Below are 19,614 nucleotides of genomic sequence, written 5' to 3'. Positions count from 1 at the left end.
CTAGAAGATAATAGCCGCTGTAAAGAGCACCACTACCTCTGTAAGCTCTACCACTGCTCCCATGGTATCTCCGGTTATTCCGCCTATCTTTCTCTCCATAAGCTTTGCAAAGTATGCTCCAAGGATCATAGCCACTGGTATAGTCAGAAGCCATCCCATGATATTACCCTCTAAAACAGGTGCCACTCCAAGGGTAAACCCTGCTGTAAGGAGAGTAGCTACTGCCACACCTGCTCCATTTGTGTTGGCAACAAGGGCTTTCCCCATTCCAGTAGGTCTTGCATACTTAGCTACCCCTGCATTTACCACCGAGTTTAACCTTGCTATTACAGGCATAATAAGAAGTACCGAGAATCCAACCTCTACCAGAAGGAATATCTTTAGTAGGAACCCTATGATAAGTGCCAGGGCACCATTTGCTCCAAGTCTTGAATCTCTCATTATCTCAAGCATCCTGTGCTTACTTCTGTAACTGAATATTCCGTCGAAGGTATCAGCCAGGCCGTCCAGGTGAAGTCCTCCAGTAAGTACAACTTCCAGAAGAACTACCAGAAGTGCCAAGGCGTATCTGTTGCTTATATAGTTAGACAGAACCAGGTAGGCTCCCCAAAGGATTACTCCTATTACCATTCCCACTATGGGAAAGAACTTAAAGCTTTTCCCCATCTCATCAGCATCGTAGTCGTGCTTCCCCGGTACCGGCAGTCTTGTCATAAATTGAAATAATAGCATTAATCCCTTCATTATCTTCCTCCAAATTTTTCTTTTTTTCTATCTCGGATCTCTAATCTTTAAATTACTTTAATCTTACAGGAAGTCCTGATACTATGAGATAGGCCTCGTGGGCTCTCTCGGCGATCATCTGGTTCATCCTTCCTGCTATATCTCTAAAGTGTCTTCCAAGGGCGTAGGGAGGAACCAGTCCCATCCCCAGCTCATTGGATACCACTACAAGTTCTATATCCGATCTATCTATATACTCGAGTATCTCCTCTACCTCTCCCCTGACCTCTTCCTCTAGGCTGTGCAGGTCCTCCTTGGAGATATTGTCCCAGTCATACTCCCTCTCCATTATCATAAGGTTACTTACCATATTGGTGAGGCAGTCCAGAAGAACTATCTTCTCCTCGGTTATATTCCCCTTAAGCTTTTCACCCAGGCCTCTATACCCCTCTATGGTGAGCCACTGACTTCCTCTCTGCTCCCTGTGCTTCTCTACCCTTAGCTTCATCTCATTGTCAAAGGGAATTGCTGTTGCCACATATACCTTAGGCAGCTTACTCTCCACCACATACTTCTCAGCAAAGGTACTCTTTCCGCTTCTGGCTCCCCCAGTGACATAGGTGATTTTACCCATCTTTTTCCACCCCTAATTACCGTTTTTATTATCTCCGATTATATCACTTACAATTTAAAATAGCAACAGCCAGGGAAAAAGTAGACTACATAAAAAGCAAGGTGACGTTGCATCATGATAATCAGTTGGAACACTTATTACTTCACGGAATTTTTTATAAATTCTATTCTATGCTCTCCTTAATAATAAAAGGGTCGGCTAAGTGCCGACCCGTTATATTACTTTTTACTTCCAACCTGGTTCTACGTGACCGTAGTCTCCGTCTCTTCTTCTATATACAACATTCATCTCTTCAGTCTCTGAGTTCATAAATACATAAAAATCATGGTTCAGAACTTCCAGCTGCATAATTGCTTCCTCTACATCCATAGGTTTAGGAGACACCTTTGTCTCTACTACCCTTCTTACTGCTTCCTTTTCTACAGTTTTAGTGACAGGATTGTACTTAACCTTTTTTACAGCTCCCGCATGCTTGTCGTCTCTTAACTTTTCCTTATACTTTGTGATCTGGGTCTCAAGTACGTCTACAACTTCATCTATAGCTGCATAAAGGTCTTCATCTGTTGAACTTGCTTTTATCTTGTGACCGTTGATATATACCAGAACATCTGCTGTGTGGTATGGTACGGTTTTAAGACGAGCTGCCGATAGAGTTATATCAACTTCCATAATATTATTAAAGTACTTTTTGATTCTTCCTACCTTTTTCTCTGCATGTGTTCTAATCGCTTCAGTTACCTCTAAATGTCTCCCATGGATAATCATTCTCATTCAAATCACATCCTCTCACTAGTCCTTTTGTATAAGCTACGATGTTGTAAGCATCTCTGCTATTAATAAGATTATACCCCACTTTTGGGAATTTCCTATTTTTATTTTTAATTTATTTAATTTTTCTTCCCATTTACCCTCTAGGACCCATAAATACTATATCTCTTCCTCCTGGTGAAGGGATCCCTTCTTGAGGTAGAGCCTCCTGTGGCATATCTTAGCCAGTTCCCTTGAGTGGGTCACCACAACGATGGACTGGTTCATCTCCTTGTTTATCCTGTGGAAGAGGTCGTGGATCCTCTCACTGGTCTCCTCATCCAGGTTACCAGTAGGCTCGTCTGCCAGGAGGATCTTAGGGGAGTTTATAAGGGCTCTTGCTATGGCCACCCTCTGCTTCTCTCCTCCGCTCAGCTCATTTGGTTTGTGGTGGGCTCTGTCTGCCAGCTCCACCTCCTCTAGGAGCTTCATAGCTCTCTCCTCTATCTCCGCCTTCCTGTTGAAGTCCTTAGCCAGGGCTGGCATCATTACATTTTCAAGGGCTGTAAACTCTGGAAGAAGGTAGTGGAATTGGAACACAAATCCCAGCATCTCATTTCTTATCTGATCTATATTGGTACCCTTGAGGTTATCCACCTCTACATTATCAAAGTAGATCCTTCCAGTGTCTGGTTTATCCAGAAGTCCTATGAGGTTCAGAAGGGTGGATTTTCCCGATCCGGATTTCCCCAGGATGGATACCAGCTCCCCCTCGGTCACCTCCAGGTCCAGGTCCCTTATAATGTGCAGGTCCCTCTTCTTGTCCTTATAATGTTTATTCAGCTTATCCAGCTTTAATATTACCTTTTTTCCGTTTCTGTTATTCATATCTTAACGCCTCCACCGGTTGTAGTTTTGCTGCTCTGTATGCTGGGAATATACTAGAGATAAAGATTATCGCCACATTGGCTCCCATTATTGTCAGTACCTCCCTAGCTGTTATCTCCACAGGTACCTTGGTCAGGTAGTAGATGGAGGTTATCTGGGCTATGGAGTAGTTCTTTACATACCAGAGGATTCCAAGGGCCACTGCCGTTCCAATAAGGATACCTGCAAGACCAAGGATCATTCCCTCTATGAGAAAAATCTTCATTATCCTCTGACTTCCAAACCCCATGGATCTCATTATCCCTATATCCTTTGTCTTCTCCCTTACAAGCATGTTAAGGGTCACCCACACCACAAATCCCGCTATTACAACGATGAGGGAGAATACCAGGATCATCACGGTCTTCTCCAGGGAAAGGGCTGCCAGAAGGTTCTTATTCAGGTCTCCCCAGGTTCTTGTGTAGAGCCCCAGGTCATCGCTTATGGTTTTAGCCACCCTGTCGGAATCATAGGCATTGTGAAGCATCACATCTATCTTTCCTGCCACATCCCCCGAGTAGGTGAGCACCTGCACCGCCTTAAGAGGCAGCATTACAAGGCTTGTGTCATACTCATAGTAACCGCTCTGGAATACCCCCCCTATCTTAAACCTTATCTCCCTGTTGTCTGCTGATACAAGGGACACCTCATCCCCGAGTCTTGCACCCAGGCTGTCGTAGAGCTCCTTTCCTATGAGGATCTCCGTTGGTTTCTTAAAGTCCATAGTCCCCTCTACTATCTGCTTATCCAGCTCCATGGCCACTTTGGCGTTTTCAAGGTCCAGTCCCTCTACCTTTACACCGGAAACATAGCTGCCGAAGATTCCCCTGTATTTCAGGATCCCCTGGGTGGATATCTTGGGAACGGATCCCTTTACCCCGGGGATGGCATCTATCTTCTCCTGTATATCTCTGTAATCCTCTATATCCCCGCTCTCCTGCACCACCACATGGGAGGTGATGGAGAGGATGCTGCTTATCATATTCTTATCCAGCCCGTTGGCTATCCCTATGGAAACAATAAGTACCGCCACACCTATGGTTATTCCAAGAGTAGCTATCAGACTCTGTTTTTTTCTCTCTATTATATGCTTTTTTGCTATGAAAAACTCTATCACGGCTCTCTCCTTCGTCTATCTCGGTTATTCAGTCAATTATACACTATCTCTCCTACTTCCTCAATAAACACTTTTCACCGGAGTCCCCTTTTAAAATTTCCGGGGGAGAATAGGGTAGCCCAGAGTGCCCAACCTCTTTTTTTTTCCTCCTAAAAATGTTAGAATTCCCTTGAAATAATTTTACTTTTGGAGGAGATTTTTTATGAAAAAGTTAATACTGTTAATATTTTTACTTGTTTCTGTTCTATCTGTTGCCAAGGATGAGATCACAGTCTACGGTCCCGAATCTATGAAGTGGATCGCTACAGATGTGGCTCCCCTCTTTAAGGCGGATACGGGGATCGATATCAACTATGTGGGGATCAAGGGGGTTGTTCCCAGGATGAAGCTGGAGGCCAGAAGACCAAAGGCAGACGTTGTTATAGGCCTTACCCAGGTCGACGCTGCCATAGCCAAGAGAGAGGGCTTAATTGCTGCCTACAAACCTGCTACAGCTGACAGGATAGCCAAGGAGGAGTTCATCATGGACCCTGAGTGGCACTCCACTCCCTTTGACTACGGTGCAATGGCTATAAACTACAATGCCCAAGAACTAAAGGAGGTCCCTGCATCCTTTGAAGATATCAAGAAGATGGAGAGAAGTCTTATCCTTCCTGGACCGGATTCATCCACTGGTAAGGAGTTTATGCTGTGGACTATCGCCCTCTACGGAGATAAGTGGCTAGAGTTCTGGGATGAGATGAAGCCTGCTGTTCTTACAGTTACTCCAGGGTGGAACGAGTCCTTTGCAAAGTTCACTGCAGGGGAGGCTCCTATGATGGCTGGTTATGCTTCCAGCAGTGTGTACTTCTATCAGGGGGGAGATGCCGATAGGTATGCCAGCTTTATCCCAAGGGAGGGTGGATATATCTACCTTGAGGGAGCTTCCCTTGTGAAAAAGAAAGAGATCAAGGATGGAGCCAAGATGTTTATGGACTATATCCTCAAGGATGAGTTCCAGAAGATGCTGGCTGCCAAGAACTATATGTTCCCAGTAACAGATGTAGAGCTTCCAGAGGACTACAAGTATGTTCCTGTACCTGAAAAGGTAGTTACAATAGATGGAGAGGAAGCCCTTGAAAACCTAGATAAGTGGAAGAAGGAGCTCTCCAGCCTTCTTAAGAATTAGGAGAAGAAATGAAGAAAAACTTTATTCTTAACACCCTGTATCTGCTCCTGTGGCTCCTTCCCATTGGGTTCTTTGCCAGGGATTTCTTTAACCCAGAGGACCTCCTGGAGGTCCTTTCAGCAGATACACTGAAGATAGTTGTATTTACTACAAAACAGGCTCTTATATCGGCTCTATTTTCCTTTATAGTTGCAATAGTGCCTGCATACTACATCACCTACAATAAAAATAAGATGGCTAGGTTCATAGAGGGGCTTATCTTCATTCCCTTCTTCTTCCCGGTCATCTCCACAATTGTATCATTTTCAATTATATTCAACCTGGAGTTCCTCAGGAACTTCCAGGTTCTTTATACTTTAAAGGCAATTATAATAGCCAATACCTTCTACAACTCCCCCATCTTCCTCAAGTATATCGCTGAGGGGATGAGGGCCATCCCCGGGGAGATACTGGAAGCTGCCAGGGTAGACGGGGCCGGAGAGAGGAAGATCTTCCTCTCTGTAAAGCTCCCCCTGATAATGCCCCAGCTTTTCAGGGGATTCTTCCTGGTATTTGTGTATTGCTTTACATCCTTTGCCATAATCCTCTCCCTTGGAGGGATAAACTTCTCAACCCTGGAGGTGGTCATAGCCACCACCCTCATGGGGAGTTTTGATTTTTCCAGAGCCTTTGCCCTGGGGATCACACAATTTATCCTCCTTACCCTGCTCAACTCAGCAGGACAGAGGATAGAGGCCTATGAGCTTCACGGGAAGCAGAGTATCAGGAAGACTAGCTTCCTGGTGGGGATCATCTCCCTTATCTACATGGCTGTACAGTACCTCATCGTGGGAACAGGGCTGATCTTTGCCTTCTTTGATTTCTACAGGGGAAGGTTCAGCCTTACATCATTTATAGGTTTATTTTCCCGGGATTTAAATGCATCCTATCCGGTAATTAAGGGACTTATCAACTCCCTGGCAATATCAGGATGCGTTTCAGTGCTCACCCTGATATTTACCTATCTCATACTGAGGAACTACACTAAGATAACCAACTACATTATCTTTTCCACCTTTGGTATGTCCAGTGCATTTTTAGCTATCACCCTCATCTACATGAATATCCTGTGGTATATCCCCCTGGGGGTTCTCCTTATAGCTGGTTACTTCCTTACCAGCGTTCCCATAGCTTACTCCTTTCTCTTTCAGTATGTGACTAAGTTTCCAGAGGATATAAGGGAGGCAGCCAGGGTGGATGGGGCCAGTAGTTTAAAGATCTTTACCCACATAGAGCTCCCCATACTGAAGAATATCCTCATATCTGTTTTCCTGCAGATATTTGCCATCATCTTCGGGGAGTTCACCATCACCTACACCATGCAGACGGGAAGTGTCCTTCCCCTGGCATCCCTTACAAACTACTCCCTGGCATCCAACAAGATGTTTTTAGAGAGTGCAGCTATGAGCTCCCTCAACCTGATCATTATCATTGGGCTCTTTGTAGGGGGACAGTACCTCAAGGAGAGGGAGGTCTACTAGGGATAGTATTTAAACTTGGTGTAATTCCAATACTTCGTGTATAATGGTAGCATCTATTTGTGAGGTGAATGATATGCTGTATTTCTTATATGGGGATATTCCCCTGGAATTAAAATATAATGAATTGATTAAAAGGATCAGGGAGGAGAACCCTGGTATCGTGGAAAAATACTATGATGCAGGGCTCAAGGAGGAGGAGGGCTTCCTCCAGTCCCTCTCTATAAACTCTATGTTCGGCGGGACCGAGCTTCTGGTTCTAAAGAGACTCAATGCCATGAGGAAGGGGGATAAGTTCCTCTCCATCCTGGAAAACTTCGTTATTACCAATAAGATCGTAGTTGTGACCTACGAGGAGAACCTGGATGAGTATGGGAAGGCTAAGAACGCCCTAAAGAAGACCGACCCCATCCTAAAGGTAGCCTCCAAGCTCTTTAAGGTGGTAGAGGCCAGACAGGCCGGGGAGAAGAAGGCCCTACTCTTCTATATCACTAGAGAACTCAGTATCTCCGAGGGTGAGGCTCAGAGGCTCTTAGATATGCTGGATGATAACTCAGCCCTTGTGAGAAATGAGGTGGAGAAGGTAAAACTCTTCCTCGATGGAGAGCCCTTCTCCTTTGAAAGGATTGAGGGTATCGTCTCCTACTCCAAGGACTACAACCTGGGAGTTCTCATAGGTGATTTCCTTGCTGGAAATACTGCCAAGCTTCTGAACCACCTGAAGCACGACAAGTCCTATATGGGATTCCTCTACGCCCTTACAGGGGAGCTGGATACCCTCTACAAACTGAAGCAGTTGGAGAAGAAGGGGACCATCTCCTACAGCACCTCCTACAATGCCTTCAAGGACAGGGTATATAACAGTGTAAAGGACCACTTTACCACAGGGGCAGGAAGGCCAATGCACCCCTACCCGCTGTTTCTCAAGTTCAAACTCCTTAACAGGTTCAGGGAGGAGTTTCTTCTGAAGAAGCTCAATGAGCTCTTGGAGATCGAATATAAGTTCAAGAGCGGACAGGGGGATGAGGAGATCCTCGTGGAGTCCTTTATAGCTACATTTAATTTGGATAAGTAGTTTTATACTTTTTACTTTTAAAAGGAAAACCTCCGAGGATATTGAATCCTTGGAGGTTTTATTTAGTTATATTTTTTGTTTTCTTATTTTACTTCTCTCTTAAAAGTTATGATACTTTTGTCTTGATACAAAAGTATCCAAAAAATCAAGGCCTCTCAAATGTCTTCTTAGCTCATTATTCCTCTACGAGCTTTTCAAGCTACAATCCTCAATACGTTGCGGAACTTAATCTGTTAAACGCTCTAGTCTATATTTCCTGATAAAGCTATATCGACTTGAGACACCACCCCTTCATGTCATTTCTAATTCTATTGGAGGTATCAGAACAAGCAATTTTCTCCGTGACTCGATGTTAGTTTTAGAAATTTAATATTAAGCATCAAAGCAGAAGATCAGCTATATTTTTTCTTTAAACCTCCTCTTTTCAGTTGATATAACTTTGTACTTTTCAATTAAGCTAGACCGTTCTGCAAGTTAAGTTCCGCAGCGCTTCACAATTTTTTTAACTAAAAAGCGAGGACTGTAGCTTATAAAGGTCGTATATTAACAGCCCTGCTTATGAAATATTGAAAAGAGGGCCAGTTTTCTTTGGTTCGTTTCCTTTTGCTGGTCAAAAGAAATGAACAAAGGCATTATTTGGTAAAAAAGAGGAGAACTCTGTTCTCCTCTTTTCTTTACTTCTTAATTATTCTTACTGCGTTTAGGATTGCAAGTAGTGCCACACCTACGTCGGCGAAGATTGCTTCCCACATAGTTGCGTGTCCACCTACTCCCAGTATCATTACACCTATCTTGATTCCAAGAGCCAGCACGATGTTCTGCAGTACCACCTTTCTGGTCAGAGCTGCCACATCAAAGGCCTCAACAAGTTTTGTAGGCTCATCCGTCATAAGTACCATGTCCGCTGCCTCTATTGCTGCGTCGGATCCTATTCCACCCATGGCTACCCCTATATCTGAAAGAGCTAGTACTGGAGCATCGTTGATTCCGTCTCCCACAAAGATTACGCTTCCCTCAGTTTCATTCTTGATCCTTGTTAGGTGATCAGCCTTCTCCTGAGGCAGAAGTTCACTGTGGATATTCTCTATTCCAAGCTCTCCTCCCACAGCTTCAGCTACACTTCTGCTGTCTCCTGTAAGCATGTGACACTCTACTCCCAGTTTCTTCAGTCCCTCTATAGCCTTGGCTGAATCCTTCTTCACCTTATCGGCTATTAAGATAGCCCCCAGGTGCTTACCATTCTTAGCTACATATACCACTGTTCCGTGGTTTTCAGCTTTCTCATATTTTATATTGTAGTCCTTCATGAGTTTTTCGTTACCTGCAAGGATCTCTTCACCCCTGTAGAATACCGCTACACCCTTACCCTCTATCTCCTTGTAGTCCTGGATATTCTTCTCTGGGATATCTATTCCGCAGGCCTCTACTATACTCTGAGCTATAGGGTGGTTGGAGTGCTTCTCCGCTGCTGCCGCCACCTCTAGAAGTTCCTCCTGAGATATCCCCTCTGCTCTCACCTCAGTTACCTGGAACTTTCCATATGTAAGGGTTCCCGTCTTATCAAAGACCACTGTCTTTACCCTGTTTAACTCCTCTAGATAGTTTCCACCCTTTACAAGGATTCCTCTTCTGGAGGATACCCCTATTCCGCTGAAGAAGCTCAGTGGTATAGATACCACAAGGGCGCATGGACATGATATTACAAGGAAGATAAGGGCTCTGTAGAGCCATGTGGAGAAATCACCATAGATGAAGCTTGGAACTATTGCTATAAGCACAGCTATTCCCACTACTATTGGTGTATATACCCTTGCAAACTTTGTTATAAACTTTTCAGCCTTGGCCTTCTTAGAGCTGGCTTCCTCCACCAGTTCCAGTATCTTGGATACAGTGGAATCTCCAAATAACTTAGTTACCTCTACCTCCAGCAGTCCGTTCTTGTTTAGGGATCCGCTTATCACCATATCCCCCTCGATTACATCTCTAGGGATAGATTCTCCCGTAAGGGCTGAGGTATCCAGGGCAGCTCTTCCCTTTACAATTTTACCGTCAAGGGGCAGCTTCTCTCCGGCCTTTACCTGGATTACATCCCCTACCCTTACAGTAGATGGGTCCACCCTCTTTACACCTTCAGCGGTTTTCACATTGGCATAGTCCGGCCTTATATCCATCAGGTTCTCTATAGACCTTCTGGAGCTGTCCACAGCTCTTCCCTGGAAGTACTCACCTATCTTATAGAATAACATTACTCCCACAGCCTCTGTGGATTCCCCCACGGCAAAGGCACCAAAGGTTGCTATGGTCATAAGGAAGTTTTCATCCAGGAAGCTTCCCCTCTTTATATTGCTGAAAGCCCTGTAGATTATATCCCATCCCACGATGAGGTAACCTGCTCCCATAAGCAGCGGAAGCCACTTAACCTCCTCTCCAATGAGAAGACCCACTATAAACACTACTATACCTATAGCCAGCACTATAAGCTCTTTTCTACCCATGTCGTGATCATGGTCATGGGAGTGGTCGTGGCTGTGATCGTGGCCGCCACAACAGCCTGACTCCTCGGATACTACCTCTACTCCCGGCTCTATCCTGTCTGCTATCTCATTTATTATTTCCAGAATCCCCTCTGGGGCTCCCTCGGCCAGCCTTACGCTTAACTTCTTCTTCATGAAGTTCAGGCTGACCTCATTAAAGTAACCTGATTTTTCAAGGGCTCCCTCTACCTTGGATGCACAGCCTGCACAGTGAAGGTTTTTCACAGTGTACTCCCTCTTAGGAGATGCCTCCTCCCTCTCCGTGATCTTGGTTCCAGGCTCTACCCTGTCAGCTACCACGTTAAGGTCATTGAGGAGCTCCCTGTGATCGTTTCTCTTGGTCTTCAGTGTAAGCTTCTTCTTCAGAAAGTTCAGGCTTACCTCCTCCACATACTCCAGTCCCTCTAAGGTCCCCTCCAGCTTTGCTGCACATCCTGCGCAGTGAAGATTTTTTATGCTATACTCCTTTTTTATAGTCATCCTTCCCACCTTCTTCTCTATTAATTAATTTATTTAACTAACTTGTCCACAATATTATATGAATAATTGTTCATATGTTAAATTATATAACCATATTTTTTTTTTGTCAACACTGTTAGAGGTGTTTTTCCTCCTCCTCTTTTGCCCCTCTTCTTCCTACCTAGAATAAAGGTGTGAAGACCTATCTACCTCTATTCATTTTTTTACAGAGGTGTATCTTGAGAGAAATTTTGTGAAATTTTATTTTATTCCTAGTTCATTTCTTGTCTTGATACAAGAAACGAACCAAAGAAGATCAAGACTTCTGGTAATCACCTTTTAAGGTAGAACAAGGTTTTCGTTTCTTTTTAGAGGCTCTAGATAGAACCTATACTGTTTGACGAAACGAAGTAGGGAAAATAAGCGAAGCTCAACGGTGACCTGCAGTCGGCCTCTCTTTCTAAGGCATACTTTAAATAAAAGCATTCAAATAGTAAGGTCCCCTCTTTATGTCGATATGGCTTTAGGCTTGCCTATCCGCTAGACCGTACAACAGATTAAGTTCCGCAGAGATATACTAATTCATTTTCCAATAGGAGCGAGGACTGTAGCTCATAAAGGTCGTAGAATAACAATTAAACCCCAGAGGTATTATAAAGAGGGCACATTTTTTTCTAAAATAAGGAGCTATCCTAATAGCGACTATATTTTAGTTATAGGGCTTTGCGCTACTTTGGTTCGTTTCTTTTGGGTGACAAAAGAAATGAATAATTATAAAAAAAGACCGCATCTGCGGTCTCTAGTGCTGGTGGTGACTCAGTCCCTGAGCCAATATATTCTTTACATGGTCGTCATCTAGGGAGTAATATACTACCTTCCCGTCCTTCCTGTTCTTTACTACCCTGGACTGCCTCAGTACCCTAAGCTGGTGGGATATAGAGGAGTGGGTCATCTCCAGACTTGCTGCTATATCACACACACACATCTCCTCCTGAAGAAGAAGGGAGAGTATCTTAAGTCTTGTTTTATCTGAAAAAACCTTAAAGAAGACAGCTACCCTGTCTAGAAGCTCCTCTGAAGGCATATTTTCTGCTACTTTATCCACCACATCCTGGTGGATTACATTACAGCTGCATATATCGGTATTCTTACTCATCTCTTCCCCGCCTTTCCTGCTAGTCTCTTATGACGCTAAACTTTCCCTGAAGCTGTTTTCTCAGAAGAGCTGTAAAGTCTGCCTTCTTAGTCATTATAAGGGGAATTATTATCTCCTTCCTGTCCACAGTTATCACATCTATACACGCCTGAAGCTTCTTGCTTCCAGGGGCTACCATCCTCTTAAGAACAGCTGTATCTATCTCCTCCAGCTTCAGGTTCAGCTTATCGTTCTTTAGGGTTCCTCTGTCAAAATCGATTACCACTCTATATGAAAAAGCCATCTTAAAGTGATAGATCCCAAGACCTGCAAGTACTAAGGCAAAGATATAGTAAGCTGCCTTATTTCCCATCTCATATCCGGTATATGCCTGAAATAGTCCCATAAGCAAAAGAGGTATCCCCGTTGCCAGCCACGTCACCTTTTTTTTAAACTCCAGCCCGAAGGAATACCTTCCCACAAGAGCCATATCTTTTTTTTCTATTTTTTTTACAAATTCATCAAAAAATAGCATCCTTTATCTCCTCCATCTATTTTCATTTGGTCACAGAGGATTCCCTCCTCTACCGCTATATTGTAACCTAGTTACAGGGAAAATCAAAACTAAAATATTCTTTGATTCATTTTCCCCACACTCCTCTAGAAATACTAGGGCGTTAAGATTTAAAAACAGCAGGCTTCCCTGCTGTTCTTAAATGATCTATTTAACAAGTTTCTTTATCTTCTCATCCTTGTAGTCAAGGTTGTGTACCGAGTTGATGTATCTGATAGTCTTAGTCTTTCCTCTTACAAGAAGGGTCTGAGTTCTAGCGATATTCCCCTTTCTCTTGATTCCCTCAAGAAGGTCTCCACTTGTGATTCCAGTGGCAGCAAAGATAACCTCATCGTCCTTTACCATATCGTCCATCATAAGAACCTTTCCAAGGTCGATTCCCATATCCTCACATCTGCTCTTCTCATAGTTTGAGATCTTGTCGTTTTCAAGGGATACTCCCTTTACCTCGCTTCTAAGCTTTAGCTTGGCGTTCATATCTCCCCCAAGAGCTTTTATTACAGCTGCAGAGATAACACCCTCTGGTGCTCCTCCGATACCGTAGAGTACATCCACATCTGAATCTATTACCGATGTCAGGATAGATCCTGCCACGTCTCCGTCTGGAAGAGCGTATACTCTAAGTCCTAGGTCCTGAAGATCCTTTATTACAGTCTTGTGTCTAGGCTTATCCAGTACCACAATAGTCATATCCTCATATGGCTTTCCAATAGCTTCCGAGATTGCCTTAAGGTTTTCCATAAGGGGCTTATTCAGGTCGATTACACCCTTTGCCTCTGGTCCTACAATTAGCTTTTCCATATACATATCCGGTGCCTTTAGGAAACTCCCCTTGTTTCCCACAGCCAGTACCGTGATAGCGTTAGCCTGACCCTGAGCGGTCATTCTTGTCCCCTCTACTGGATCCACTGCAATATCAACTGGAGTGCTTACTATAGCAGACTTTTCAGTCGCTTCCTCGGTATTACAGATTCCTACCTTCTCTCCAATATACAGCATAGGAGCCTCATCTATCTCTCCCTCACCTATTACAATCTCCCCATCTATGTGGATTCTGTTAAACATAGTTCTCATGGCATCTACCGCTGCCTGATCTGCTGCTTCCTTGTCTCCTCTACCCACATACTTGTAAGCTGCTAGAGCTGCCGCCTCTGCCACTCTGGCAAACTCTAAACCTAATTCTCTTTTCATTACTCCTCCTAATCGGTCAACCTATATATTTTTTCACCTTTTTTCTTCATCTTCAGCTTTTCCCTTGCCTGCTTCTCGATGAAGTAGTCGTTATGAAGCTCAGCTATACTTTTATCAAGCCCAGCTATACGTATTCTAACATTTTTTTCCTCTAATTCTAAGGATTTTTTTTCCGTATAGAGCTTGTTTATCTTTATGTGACTTCTGTATATTTTAGGAAGAAAGATATATCCCACAAGAATTACAAATAGAGTCAGCACAAGTTCTACCTTATTTTTTAATCTCATCTACCTACCTCGATCTTATACTCTTTACCAGGATCACTCCTGCTCCAAAGGCTATGAGATCCCTTGCTATACTCATAGGAGCCATAGTTATTCCAGGCCACACCTCTATCAGGGAGAAGGTTATTATCCCCAGTACAAAGTAGAGGGTCTCGTCGTGATACCTCTTAAGGAGCTTGTCCATAACCTTGGCAAAAAGAACTATTCCAAGAACAGCCCCCACTCCCACAAGTCCTATGGGAACAACCTTAAAGTCACTTACAAAGCCCACGATATTTGCATACTCTCCCAGAAGAATCAGAAGAAGGGATCCTGATATTCCCGGGATTATCATAGCCCCCCCTGCCATAACTCCACAGAAGATTAGCTTTCCCATGTAGTAGGGAGTCATATCCCCCGCTATCATAGCCTGCATTGTATTACCATAGTGCACATTATAAAAGAAAAATGCCAGGGGAATCAATCCCCCAATGAGAAAGAGTACGCTCTCTCCTCTAGTTGGAGTGATCTTCTTTCTGTGGTGGATTACCGCAGGAAGGGAAGCCACAATCAGTCCTAAAAACAGGAAGCTTGTCCCCTCATAATGGTTTTCAAATAGATACTTTATGAGCTTACTGAAGAGCAGGATTCCTCCCACTACCCCTGCAGCTATCTGGGAGAGGAAAACTATATACTCCATCCTCTTCTTGTGGGTACACTCAAAGAACTCCCCTATGGCCTCTGTGAGCCTCTCATATATACCTAAAATAAGTGCCAATGTTCCCCCAGAGACTCCTGGTATTACATTGGCAATTCCGATCAGTGCACCCTTCCATATGTTACTAAACATTCTATTCTGCCTCCTTTATGTAGTCCAGTGCCATGAGATATCCACGATATCCCAGTCCACAAATCTGACCAACTGCTATATCTGCTATTACGGATTTTTTCCTAAAATCCTCTCTGGAGTGAATATTCGAAAGGTGTACCTCTATTGTTTTTAATCCCACTGCCAGCACAGCATCCCTTATGGCAATACTGTAGTGTGTAAAGGCTGCGGGGTTTATCACTAAATAATCGCTTCTTCCATAGTGTTCATGCAGTTTTTCTACTATAGCACCCTCATGGTTGGACTGAAAGATCTCCACCTCGAGGGAGTGCTCTGCAGCTTTTTCCTCTATCATACTATTGATATCTTCCAGGGTAAGGTGCCCGTAGATCTCAGGTTCCCTTCTCCCCAGAAGGTTGAGGTTTGGGCCGTGTATGACCAATACTCTCATGCGCTCTTCCTACCTTTTTTTTATGTCTTCTACTATTTCTATAAAGGATTTAATATCCTTAAAATCCTTATATACCGATGCAAATCTCACGTAGGCAACCTCATCCAGATACTTTAACTTTTCCATAATGAGTTCTCCAAGGTCCCTTGTGGATATTTCATTGTTGAGGGAGTTTTGCAGCTGCTTTTCTATATCTAGTATAAAGGTTTCCAGAGCTTCCATGCTGATGTTTCTCTTCACTGTAGCACGGATAAGACCCTTCATTACCTTTTCCCTGTCAAATTTTTCTCTGCTGTTATCCTTCTTCACCACATAAAATGGCACCTCTTCTACCTTTTCATAGGTAGTAAATCTTTTCTTACAGTCATTGCATGCTCTTCTTCTCTTTATGGAGTAACCCTCAGAGTAGGATCTGCTGTCAATAACCTTCGTATTTTCAGAATCACAATATGGACATTTCATAAACTGCTACCGCCTAAATATTTTCTTCTCTATCTATACACTCAATGATCTCCTCTGGTGTCTTTACAGAGAGTAATCTGTTTCTGAACTCTTCATTTCTTATAAGTCTTGATATTCTTGCAAGAACCTTCAGGTAGATCTGACTGTCTCTCAGTGGAGATGCAAATACAAAGAAGATATTTACATTTTCCCCATCTAGGGATTCAAAGTCTATTCCCTTCCTGCTCACTCCAAAAGCTATAGTTAATCTTTCAGCAGAGTCTGTCTTTGCATGGGGGATAGCAACATTCTTTCCTATTCCTGTGCTTCCAAGCTTCTCTCTCTCATTTAGCGCTTTATAGGTCTGCGCCTCATCTGTAATACTCTCAGATTCCCCTATAAGGCTCGATAACTCCTTTAGTACCTCATCCTTGCTGCTGCTCTTTAGATCCAAGCAGATTAAATCCTTTGAAAGGTGATCTGTTATCTTAACTATCTTTGGCATCTTTTATATCCTCCCCTAAAAAATGTTTGAAATTAAGGTTAGTATGGAGGTGATAATTTATATATTTCTCCAATATGTTTATCACTCTTATTATTTTATCCAACTTATTAACACTTATTTTCTTGCCCTTACCACCAACAACTAATATTTCTAATATCTCTCTTTCATCCTCTCCAACCTCCCAGGAGCTTGAAGTTCTCTCGGCAAAAAACCTTGACTTCTCCAGATCAAAGTATTTTCCTTCATTTAATTGGAATTTTATTCCTTCCTCATCTATTATTTTAGTTAAAAAAAAGCAAATAAGCAAATACTTTTTTGAACTTTCCTGACTTTCCTCCAGGTATTTTAAGGTTTTGTGAAAAATGTTGTAGAGATAGCTGCTTCTCTGGTTTTCCACTAATGTGAAATTTAGAACAGAGAACAGATACATAGCTATGTTTATCTTTTCCATATCCGACCTTATTCCCAGGAAGGGATCCTTCAGGTCGAAGGTAGATACTACGAGATTATCATTTTTTTTGTAGAATATAAACTTGGAAAGAGACAGGACGTCTGCAGCACTCCTGTCTCTTTTCTTAGATTTTCTTATTCCCTTTATATAGAGATTTACCTTACCATACCTTGGGGTAAAGAGGGTCAGATATCTATCTGCCTCCCCTGTATCCCTTTTATTTATTACTATTCCATCTGTACTTAAAAACTTCATCTAGATCTCAAACTCTTCCTTTCCAAGGGGAAGGTTTACCTGTACATTCTTAATAACCACCTCGGATATAAGGGCATCTACATCGTAGACCCTTATCTTTACAGGAAAGTAGTACCCGGATATCCTGTCCAGCTTATCGAATTTTATCTTAAGGCCGTTTTCATAGGATATCTCCTTGATCCTTCCTGCATAGAAGTCCTCCTTGAATACAGGGTCCGCCTGCTCCCTCTCCTTGAGGTCCTTTATCACCTTGATGATATAGTTTTCCTCATTGTCCAGGTTCTCCTCGTAGCTCTGCTCAAAGAGGGGAAGGTATACTATCTTTTTATCCTTTTTGTAGATATAAACCTCTCCCTTGTTCTCCTCAGGGAAGGTAATCTCCTTACGGATAAGGTCTGGAAGCTTAGCCGCCACCCTATACTCCTTAACTCTCTTTCTGTTGTTTACCACAGTTACCTCTCTGGCATCAAACTTAAAGCTCTCTATACTGGAAACTGTTTTCGTCTGAGCCATGGAAACTATACTTAATACACACAGCACTACTGAGACAAATAATTTTTTCATACTCTACTCCTCTTCCATTATGATAATTTCATTCAAATCAAATATATTGAAATCCTGTTTTACCGTAACTTCCTTAAAGAGCTGGTCCTCGCTCTCCTGGATCTCTGTGATCTCTCCAATATAGAGACCCTTTGGGTAGATATCGCTTATTCCTGAGGTGTAGAGCTTCTCCCCTACCTCTAGTTTTTTGTCCACTGATACATTGTCCAGGGTAAGGATTTCAGAGTTGTTCCCCTTAAGTACCCCGAGGACCTCGTGCTGCTCACTGAGGACACTTGTATAGATGTCATTTTTAGTGAGGAGCTCAACCATGGAATCATTGTCGTGTACTTCCCTCACCCTTCCAATAAGGTTTTTATCTGAAAGAACCACCATGTTCTCCACTATCCCCTGGTTTCTTCCAAGGTCTATATAGATATTTTCATGGTAGGTAATACTGTCTCTGAAGTTTACCTTGGCCACCTTAAAGGAACGTTTAATTCTTTTTCTCATCTCCAGGAGCTTCCTTAACCTTGCGTTTTCATCCTCCAGATGCTTGTTTCTATTACGAAGGATCTCAAGCTTGGCTACCTCCACCCTCAGATTCTTATTTTCATTCATTGCTATCTTATAATTTTTTATATTCTTAATTCCTTCTTTTATATCATTGGTTTTGGTATAGATGATACTTTTCACCGGGAAGAAGAGCCTTTCTGCTCCCTTTTTGATTCCCTCTAAAGGTCCTCTGAAGACCAAAAGGATTAAGATTATAAAAAATAAGTAATGGGCGAGCCTTTTTTTCGGCCCGCCTACTTTTTTAAATTTCATATTAACCTCTTACTAATTCTACTAAGATCTTAGAGCAATCTACCATATCTTTAATTGCTATGAATTCCTCAGTTGTGTGTACCTTGCTCATTCCGATTGCCATGTTTACTGAAGGAATGTTTTTAACGTTATAGATGTTTGTGTCGCTTCCTCCACCACTTGCTAGAGTTGTAAACTGGATTCCAGCCTTCTCACAAGCTGTTCCAAACATCTCTACAACTTCAGCGTCTCTGTCCATATTGAAGCTGCTGTATCCCTTCTTGATCTCCGATTTAAACTCTGCTCCAAACTCCTCACAAGTCTTAGTGAAGATATCTAAAGTCTCGTTTACAAGAGCGTCAAGCTTCTCATCCTGTAAACTTCTAGCCTCATACATCATGCTTACTTCAGGCATTACAATGTTTACAGCCTGTCCACCAGATACTACTCCGATGTTTGATGTAGTTTCCTCATCTATTCTTCCAAGTCTTAACTTAGTGATAGCGTGAGAAGCTACAGTAAGTGCGTTGATTCCGTTTTCCGGTGCAATACCTGCGTGAGCTGGCTTACCTACAACCTTGATCTTACCCTTTACTGCTGCTGGAGCCTGTACAGTAAGGTTTCCTGGCTGTCCGCCTGTATCGATGATGAATCCGAAGTCCGGCTTATACTTATCTACGTCGAAGTTCTTAGCTCCTAGTAGTCCGATCTCCTCTGCCACAGAGAATACTACGATGATCTCTGGGTGATCTATGTTATTTTCCTTTACTATTCTTAGCATCTCGATGATAGCTGCGATTCCAGCCTTGTCATCTCCTCCTAGTACAGATGTTCCGTCTGTTTTGATGATTCCTCCCTCAACTATTGGAGTAATCTTATCACAAGGAAGCACTGTATCCATGTGTGAACTGAAAAGAAGCTTCTTCTTTCCTGGGGCTCTTAGGATACCGATTATATTTCCGGCATTTCCTCCGATTGCCTCTCCTGCATTGTCCTCTATAACTTCTAAACCTAATTCTTCCAATACTTTCTTAAGGTAATCTGCTACCTCTCTCTCCTTTAATGAAGGTGACGGTATCTTTACCATTTCTAAAAAGTTTTCTACTAGTCTGCTTTCGTTTATCATTTTTTGGAACCCCCTAACTTATTCTGATACCCCTTGATTATATACTATCCTTCCCCTTTTGTAAAGGAAGTCTAAACACTCTGTCTATTTTTTGAATACATTTTGCCAAAATCATCACTTTGATTTATACTTGGAACACTTT

At 42.8% G+C, this 19,614-nt stretch carries 21 protein-coding genes; 3 read left to right on the top strand and 18 right to left on the bottom strand.

The window, feature by feature from the left end; genetic code table 11:
• The 5 genes from cobS to QMG11_RS08435 form a co-directional block, all read right to left on the bottom strand.
• Nucleotides 1-744 carry an adenosylcobinamide-GDP ribazoletransferase gene (cobS, locus tag QMG11_RS08455; RefSeq protein WP_281835115.1) on the bottom strand — a complete coding sequence of 248 codons (744 nt, stop codon included), beginning with the start codon at nt 742-744 and terminating at the stop codon, nt 1-3.
• A gap of 52 nt (nt 745-796) precedes the next feature.
• Nucleotides 797-1,357: a bifunctional adenosylcobinamide kinase/adenosylcobinamide-phosphate guanylyltransferase gene (cobU, locus tag QMG11_RS08450; RefSeq protein ID WP_281835113.1), complete on the bottom strand. Its 561-nt coding sequence runs from the start codon at nt 1,355-1,357 to the stop codon at nt 797-799.
• 225 nt (nt 1,358-1,582) lie between these two features.
• Nucleotides 1,583-2,128 (bottom strand): ribosome hibernation-promoting factor, HPF/YfiA family, encoded by a 546-nt coding sequence (hpf, locus tag QMG11_RS08445; protein WP_281835111.1) that lies wholly within the window; start codon nt 2,126-2,128, stop codon nt 1,583-1,585.
• Between the two features lie 156 nt (nt 2,129-2,284).
• Complete coding sequence (locus QMG11_RS08440) at nt 2,285-2,992, bottom strand: ABC transporter ATP-binding protein (protein ID WP_281835109.1); 708 nt, start codon at nt 2,990-2,992, stop codon at nt 2,285-2,287.
• Nucleotides 2,985-4,148 carry an ABC transporter permease gene (locus QMG11_RS08435; RefSeq protein WP_281835108.1) on the bottom strand — a complete coding sequence of 388 codons (1,164 nt, stop codon included), beginning with the start codon at nt 4,146-4,148 and terminating at the stop codon, nt 2,985-2,987. The genes QMG11_RS08440 and QMG11_RS08435 overlap by 8 nt, the downstream gene beginning before the upstream one ends.
• A 202-nt stretch (nt 4,149-4,350) precedes the next feature.
• Between QMG11_RS08435 and QMG11_RS08430 the strand changes: the two genes are divergently transcribed.
• From QMG11_RS08430 to QMG11_RS08420, 3 genes are all read left to right on the top strand, one after another.
• Nucleotides 4,351-5,316 (top strand): thiamine ABC transporter substrate-binding protein, encoded by a 966-nt coding sequence (locus QMG11_RS08430; RefSeq protein WP_281835107.1) that lies wholly within the window; start codon nt 4,351-4,353, stop codon nt 5,314-5,316.
• A gap of 8 nt (nt 5,317-5,324) precedes the next feature.
• Nucleotides 5,325-6,836 (top strand): ABC transporter permease, encoded by a 1,512-nt coding sequence (locus tag QMG11_RS08425; protein ID WP_281835106.1) that lies wholly within the window; start codon nt 5,325-5,327, stop codon nt 6,834-6,836.
• A 73-nt stretch (nt 6,837-6,909) separates the two neighbouring features.
• Nucleotides 6,910-7,908: a DNA polymerase III subunit delta gene (locus QMG11_RS08420; protein ID WP_281835104.1), complete on the top strand. Its 999-nt coding sequence runs from the start codon at nt 6,910-6,912 to the stop codon at nt 7,906-7,908.
• Nucleotides 7,909-8,582: 674 nt separating this feature from the next.
• On the opposite strand, the gene QMG11_RS08415 is transcribed toward QMG11_RS08420, so the two are convergent.
• The 13 genes from QMG11_RS08415 to QMG11_RS08355 form a co-directional block, all read right to left on the bottom strand.
• A complete protein-coding gene (locus QMG11_RS08415) occupies nt 8,583-10,922 on the bottom strand; it encodes a heavy metal translocating P-type ATPase (protein WP_281835103.1) in 2,340 nt (779 codons plus the stop codon).
• A 778-nt stretch (nt 10,923-11,700) separates the two neighbouring features.
• Nucleotides 11,701-12,057, bottom strand: a complete 357-nt coding sequence (locus QMG11_RS08410) for an ArsR/SmtB family transcription factor (RefSeq protein ID WP_281835102.1) — start codon at nt 12,055-12,057, stop codon at nt 11,701-11,703.
• Between the two features lie 19 nt (nt 12,058-12,076).
• Nucleotides 12,077-12,571: a hypothetical protein gene (locus tag QMG11_RS08405; protein ID WP_281835101.1), complete on the bottom strand. Its 495-nt coding sequence runs from the start codon at nt 12,569-12,571 to the stop codon at nt 12,077-12,079.
• A 186-nt stretch (nt 12,572-12,757) separates the two neighbouring features.
• Nucleotides 12,758-13,801 (bottom strand): class II fructose-bisphosphatase, encoded by a 1,044-nt coding sequence (gene glpX, locus QMG11_RS08400; protein ID WP_281835098.1) that lies wholly within the window; start codon nt 13,799-13,801, stop codon nt 12,758-12,760.
• 8 nt (nt 13,802-13,809) lie between these two features.
• Nucleotides 13,810-14,088: a septum formation initiator family protein gene (locus QMG11_RS08395; RefSeq protein WP_281835097.1), complete on the bottom strand. Its 279-nt coding sequence runs from the start codon at nt 14,086-14,088 to the stop codon at nt 13,810-13,812.
• Between the two features lie 4 nt (nt 14,089-14,092).
• Nucleotides 14,093-14,914 carry a DUF368 domain-containing protein gene (locus QMG11_RS08390; RefSeq protein ID WP_281835095.1) on the bottom strand — a complete coding sequence of 274 codons (822 nt, stop codon included), beginning with the start codon at nt 14,912-14,914 and terminating at the stop codon, nt 14,093-14,095.
• Nucleotide 14,915: 1 nt separating this feature from the next.
• The gene (gene aroQ / locus QMG11_RS08385) at nt 14,916-15,344 is read right to left on the bottom strand and encodes a type II 3-dehydroquinate dehydratase (RefSeq protein ID WP_281835094.1); all 429 of its coding nucleotides are present in this window, start codon (nt 15,342-15,344) and stop codon (nt 14,916-14,918) included.
• Between the two features lie 9 nt (nt 15,345-15,353).
• On the bottom strand, nt 15,354-15,806 hold the full coding sequence (nrdR, locus tag QMG11_RS08380) for a transcriptional regulator NrdR (RefSeq protein ID WP_281835093.1): 453 nt from the start codon (nt 15,804-15,806) through the stop codon (nt 15,354-15,356).
• 13 nt (nt 15,807-15,819) lie between these two features.
• Nucleotides 15,820-16,290 (bottom strand): PTS sugar transporter subunit IIA, encoded by a 471-nt coding sequence (locus QMG11_RS08375; RefSeq protein WP_281835092.1) that lies wholly within the window; start codon nt 16,288-16,290, stop codon nt 15,820-15,822.
• A complete protein-coding gene (gene recO, locus QMG11_RS08370; protein WP_281835091.1) occupies nt 16,274-16,996 on the bottom strand; it encodes a DNA repair protein RecO in 723 nt (240 codons plus the stop codon). The genes QMG11_RS08375 and recO overlap by 17 nt, the downstream gene beginning before the upstream one ends.
• Complete coding sequence (locus tag QMG11_RS08365; RefSeq protein WP_281835089.1) at nt 16,997-17,560, bottom strand: LolA family protein; 564 nt, start codon at nt 17,558-17,560, stop codon at nt 16,997-16,999.
• Between the two features lie 3 nt (nt 17,561-17,563).
• Entirely contained in the window at nt 17,564-18,367 is an 804-nt protein-coding gene (gene mreC, locus QMG11_RS08360; protein WP_281835088.1) for a rod shape-determining protein MreC, read from the bottom strand.
• 1 nt (nt 18,368) lies between these two features.
• Nucleotides 18,369-19,472 (bottom strand): M20/M25/M40 family metallo-hydrolase, encoded by a 1,104-nt coding sequence (locus QMG11_RS08355; protein ID WP_281835087.1) that lies wholly within the window; start codon nt 19,470-19,472, stop codon nt 18,369-18,371.
• Nucleotides 19,473-19,614 lie beyond the last annotated feature (142 nt).

The organism is Propionigenium maris DSM 9537, from assembly GCF_027925155.1.
Lineage (GTDB): Bacteria > Fusobacteriota > Fusobacteriia > Fusobacteriales > Fusobacteriaceae > Propionigenium > Propionigenium maris.
Note: the sequence above shows the minus strand (reverse complement) of the source record. Positions and strands in the feature narration are given on the sequence as shown.

Bases quoted from the DNA above. Each gene is read 5' to 3' on its own strand.
- cobS (WP_281835115.1), bottom strand. From the start codon at position 744: ATGAAGGGATTAATGCTATTATTTCAATTTATGACAAGACTGCCGGTA.
- cobU (WP_281835113.1), bottom strand. From the start codon at position 1,357: ATGGGTAAAATCACCTATGTCACTGGGGGAGCCAGAAGCGGAAAGAGT.
- hpf (WP_281835111.1), bottom strand. From the start codon at position 2,128: ATGAGAATGATTATCCATGGGAGACATTTAGAGGTAACTGAAGCGATT.
- QMG11_RS08440 (WP_281835109.1), bottom strand. From the start codon at position 2,992: ATGAATAACAGAAACGGAAAAAAGGTAATATTAAAGCTGGATAAGCTG.
- QMG11_RS08430 (WP_281835107.1), top strand. From the start codon at position 4,351: ATGAAAAAGTTAATACTGTTAATATTTTTACTTGTTTCTGTTCTATCT.
- QMG11_RS08425 (WP_281835106.1), top strand. From the start codon at position 5,325: ATGAAGAAAAACTTTATTCTTAACACCCTGTATCTGCTCCTGTGGCTC.
- QMG11_RS08420 (WP_281835104.1), top strand. From the start codon at position 6,910: ATGCTGTATTTCTTATATGGGGATATTCCCCTGGAATTAAAATATAAT.
- QMG11_RS08415 (WP_281835103.1), bottom strand. From the start codon at position 10,922: ATGACTATAAAAAAGGAGTATAGCATAAAAAATCTTCACTGCGCAGGA.
- QMG11_RS08410 (WP_281835102.1), bottom strand. From the start codon at position 12,057: ATGAGTAAGAATACCGATATATGCAGCTGTAATGTAATCCACCAGGAT.
- QMG11_RS08405 (WP_281835101.1), bottom strand. From the start codon at position 12,571: ATGCTATTTTTTGATGAATTTGTAAAAAAAATAGAAAAAAAAGATATG.
- glpX (WP_281835098.1), bottom strand. From the start codon at position 13,801: ATGAAAAGAGAATTAGGTTTAGAGTTTGCCAGAGTGGCAGAGGCGGCA.
- QMG11_RS08395 (WP_281835097.1), bottom strand. From the start codon at position 14,088: ATGAGATTAAAAAATAAGGTAGAACTTGTGCTGACTCTATTTGTAATT.
- QMG11_RS08390 (WP_281835095.1), bottom strand. From the start codon at position 14,914: ATGTTTAGTAACATATGGAAGGGTGCACTGATCGGAATTGCCAATGTA.
- aroQ (WP_281835094.1), bottom strand. From the start codon at position 15,344: ATGAGAGTATTGGTCATACACGGCCCAAACCTCAACCTTCTGGGGAGA.
- nrdR (WP_281835093.1), bottom strand. From the start codon at position 15,806: ATGAAATGTCCATATTGTGATTCTGAAAATACGAAGGTTATTGACAGC.
- QMG11_RS08375 (WP_281835092.1), bottom strand. From the start codon at position 16,290: ATGCCAAAGATAGTTAAGATAACAGATCACCTTTCAAAGGATTTAATC.
- recO (WP_281835091.1), bottom strand. From the start codon at position 16,996: ATGAAGTTTTTAAGTACAGATGGAATAGTAATAAATAAAAGGGATACA.
- QMG11_RS08365 (WP_281835089.1), bottom strand. From the start codon at position 17,560: ATGAAAAAATTATTTGTCTCAGTAGTGCTGTGTGTATTAAGTATAGTT.
- mreC (WP_281835088.1), bottom strand. From the start codon at position 18,367: ATGAAATTTAAAAAAGTAGGCGGGCCGAAAAAAAGGCTCGCCCATTAC.
- QMG11_RS08355 (WP_281835087.1), bottom strand. From the start codon at position 19,472: ATGATAAACGAAAGCAGACTAGTAGAAAACTTTTTAGAAATGGTAAAG.